General features: G+C 75.4%; 3 protein-coding genes. 1 reads left to right on the top strand and 2 read right to left on the bottom strand.

The annotated features are described in order from the left end of the window. Nucleotides 1–2,586, top strand: a 2,586-nt coding sequence (locus ACFV4N_RS40980; RefSeq protein WP_499678084.1) for a S8 family serine peptidase, incomplete at its 5' end; no start/stop codon positions are given. Nucleotides 2,587–2,610: 24 nt separating this feature from the next. On the opposite strand, the gene ACFV4N_RS40975 is transcribed toward ACFV4N_RS40980, so the two are convergent. Beyond that, the gene (locus ACFV4N_RS40975; RefSeq protein WP_499678083.1) at nucleotides 2,611–3,207 is read right to left on the bottom strand and encodes an HD domain-containing protein; all 597 of its coding nucleotides are present in this window, start codon (nucleotides 3,205–3,207) and stop codon (nucleotides 2,611–2,613) included. A 39-nt stretch (nucleotides 3,208–3,246) separates the two neighbouring features. Beyond that, nucleotides 3,247–3,885: NAD(P)/FAD-dependent oxidoreductase (locus ACFV4N_RS40970; RefSeq protein ID WP_499678082.1), on the bottom strand; the 639-nt coding region annotated here is incomplete at its 5' end.

Raw genomic sequence — 3,885 nt, 5'->3', positions numbered from 1 at the left:
GTCGACGCCGAGCACCCCGACCTCGCCGGCGCGGTGGTGGAGGCGCGGAACTTCAGCCTCAGCGGCACCGCCGACGACCGCCACGGCCACGGCACCCACGTCGCGGCCACGATCACCGGCTCGGGCACCTACCAGGGCGTCGCACCCGACGCCCGCCTGCTGGTCGGCAAGGTGCTCGGCGACGGCGGCGGCGGGCGCGAGTCGGACGTCATCGCCGGCATGGAGTGGGCCGCGGCCGCGGGGGCGGACGTGGTGAACCTGAGCCTGGGCTCGTCCCTGCCCAGCGACGGCGCGGACCCGATGTCCCTGGCCGTCGACCGGCTCACCGCGAGCAGCGGCGCGCTGTTCGTCGTGTCGGCGGGCAACACCGGCCCCTCGGAGGGCACCATCGGCAGCCCGGCCGCCGCCGACTCGGCGCTCACCGTCGGCGCGGTGGACCGCGAGGACGCCCTCGCGCGGTTCTCCTCCCGCGGCCCGCGCGAGGGCGACGGCGCGATCAAACCGGACCTCACCGCGCCGGGCGTGGACATCGTGGCGGCGAAGGCCCGCAACGGGCACATCGGCACACCGGTCGGCGAGGCGCACGTGGCGCTGTCGGGCACCTCCATGGCCACCCCGCACGTGGCGGGCGCGGCGGCGATCCTCGCCGCGCGGCACCCCGACTGGACCGCCGGGCAGCTCAAGGGCGCGCTCACCGGCAGCGCGCGGCCCAACGCCGCCCTGTCGGTCCACGAGCAGGGCGCCGGACGCCTGGACGTGGCGCGCGCCGTCACCCAGTCGCTGTCGGTCTCGCCCGCGTCGCTGAGCCTGGGCACCGCGACGTGGCCGCACCACGACGACGCGCCGATCCAGCGGCGGCTGACCTACCGCAACGGCGGGACCACCCCGATCACCCTGGACCTGACCGCCGACCTGCGCGACCCGGCGGGCGACCCGGCGCCGGCGGGCCTGGTCACCGCCTCGCCCGACTCGGTCACCGTCCCGGCGGGCGGCGCCGCGTCGGTCACCGTCACCACGACCACCTCGCTCGACTCGCCGGACGGCCGGTACGGGGGAGCGGTGCTCGCCAACGGCGGCGGCGCGTCCGTGCGCACCCCGATCGCCTTCACCAAGGAGGTCGAGAGCCACGACGTGCGGCTGACCTTCCTCGACCACGACGGCGAGCCCACCCCGAACCACCGCTTCACCTTCGCCGCCGTGACCCGGCCCGAGACCTACACCGGCCGCGACCCGTCCGGCACGCTCAGCCTCCGGCTGCCCAGCGGCGCCTACCACTTCGATGCGTACGTCTCGGGCCACCCCGACCACCCGCTGACCCAGTTCCTGGAACCGAACGTCGTGGTCGACGGGCCCGACCACCTGGTGTTCGACGCGCGCGACGGCCGGGAGATCACCATGCGGGTGCCACCGCCCCGCGCGGAGGTCGGCTTCGCCGAGACCCACTACCACCGCGACACCGCGGCCGGGCGGATCGCGTTCGGCGTCGTCTCGAGGGACCTCAAGGGGATCCGGCACGTCCCGTCGAGGACGTCCGCGCCCGGCGAGGCGGGTTTCTCGGTGCGCGCCCGGCTGGCCGAACCGGACGGCACCGGCTACTTCGCCGGCAGCCCGTACCAGTACAACGTGGGCTGGGACCACGACGGCGGCGTGCCCGCGCGGCTGGAGCGCGCCTTCGCCGACCGCGACCTCGTGGAGGTCACCGCCAAGGCCTCGGCGGCGGCCCCGGGCCGGCCCGGGTTCGTCCACCAGGTGGCGGGCGGTCCGCTCCCGCTGCGCGTCACCGAGCGCTACTCGCCCGGCATCGACTGGTCGGGCAACTTCATCCAGGCCGAGAACCCCGACATGTTCCCGCACGAGGCCTACCAGCTGACCGCCTCGCCCCGCCGGTTCCAGAAGGGCCGGCCGGTCACCGAGAAGTGGAACGCCGCCGTGTTCGGCCCGGCGTTCCCGACGTCGGACGACCCGGGCCGGTGGGGCCGCCGGTACGGCGACGACATCGCGATCGACGTGCCGCTGTTCACCGACCAGGCCGCCGACCGCTTCGGCTACTCCCGCGTCGAGGAGGGGTGGACCAGGCTGCACCGGGACGGCGAGCTGATCGCCGAGCAGGCCGTCGAGGGCAACCTCACGGCGCAGGTGCCCGCCACCCGAGGCGCCTACCGGCTGCACACCTCGGCCGACCGCGCGGGGCTGTCGGAGCTGTCCACGCGGATCACGGCCGACTGGGAGTTCACCTCGGAGCACGTCGAGGGCCGGGAACCGCGGGCCCTGCCGCTGCTGGCGGTGCGGTTCGCGCCGTCGCTGGACGACCGGAACCGCGCGCGGGCCGGGCGGCCGTTCGCGTTCCCGGTGTACGTGCAGCGCAACGACACGACCCGCACGTCCGGCGTGCGCACCGCCGTGCAGGTGTCCTACGACGACGGGAAGACCTGGAAACCCGTGCCGCTGGTCAAGCTGGGCGAACGCTGGGTCGCGACCGTCGTGCACCCGGCCGGCGCGCGGTTCGCCTCGCTCAAGGCCCAGGCACGTGACGGCGCGGGCAACTCGGTCGACCAGACGATCATCCGGGCCTACGCGCTGGGGTGAGGCCCCTTCGGACCTGCTCGGCGCTCAGCCGAGCAGGTCCAAAGGATTGTTCCGCACCCGTTCCGGCCAGTCCGACCCCACCAACCCCGCCGCGGCGCAGCCGGGCTTGCGCTCGGCCTGGTCGGCGAACCGCGCCAGGAACGCCTCGGCGAACCCCAGCCGCGGGTAGCGGTCGACCACCTCGGCCCGGAAGTCCGGCGGGAACTCCGGCAGCCGGGACCCGGACACGTCCGCGCTCACCGCGACCTGCAACAGGTGGCTCTCCGGGTCGTCGTCGGCGGGCACGTCGTCGCGCATGTGCAGCACGATGACCTCGCTCAGCCGGTTGCGCCGCGCCCGACCCCACCCGGCGCCCGCCGCGAACACCCTCGCCAGGTGCCCGCCGGCCTCCTCGAACGGCAGCTCGTGGCTGTCGAACGGCGCGGTCAGCGCCAGGTCGTGCAGCAGGGCCGCGACGTAGAGCAGCTCGCCGTCGTGGGCGATGTCCACTTTCGCGGCGTACGCCTTCGCCCACGTGTAGGACCGCAGCGAGTGGTGCAGCAGCCACGGTTCGGCGTACTCCTGGCACACCTCCAGCGCCGCGGCGGACGCCCTGGAGTCGGGTGCGGTGAAGAAGTCCACGCCCGCAGCGTAGATCAGGTCGGGCCGACCGGTCCGTCCTCACAGGCCGTGGCGGCGGTCGCCTCCCACCAGCTCGGCCACGGCCGCCTCGGACCGCGCCGAGAACGGGCCGCGCAGGGCGGCGACGGCCCGGCGGGTCTCCTCCGCGACCAAATCGGCGTTGATCTGGGCCCCCGCCGCCGCGCCCGCCGCCGCGGAGGCGCCGACCTGCGCGACCGGGTCGGTGACGTTGCCCGCGACCCACACGCCGGGCACCTCGGTGAGCCCGGTCGGGTCGGCGGGGACGTGCTCGCCGATGCCCCTCGGGTGCTCGACGGCTTTGAGCCCGAGCCCCGCCAGGAAACCGGCGCGCGCCACCATCCGCGGCCCGACCGCCAGCGCCTCGCGGGCGAACACCGCGCCGTCGGCCAGCCGCACCCCCACCAGGCGGTCGTCGGCGACCTCCAGCGACGCCACCTCGCCGGGCACCACCCGGATGCCGCGCGCGGCCAACTGCTCGGCCTCCTCGCCCACCGGCGGCGGCGCGGTGTGGGAGAGCAGGACGACGTCGGCGCTGAGCTGCCGGAACATCAGCGCCTGGTGCACCGACATCGGGCCGGTGAGCAGCACGCCGATGGCCCGGTCGCGCACCTCCCAGCCGTGGCAGTACGGGCAGTGCAGGACGTCCCGGCCCCACCG

The sequence above is a fragment of the Actinosynnema sp. NPDC059797 genome, assembly GCF_042732085.1.
Classification (GTDB): Bacteria; Actinomycetota; Actinomycetes; order Mycobacteriales; family Pseudonocardiaceae; genus Actinosynnema.
Note: the sequence above shows the minus strand (reverse complement) of the source record. Positions and strands in the feature narration are given on the sequence as shown.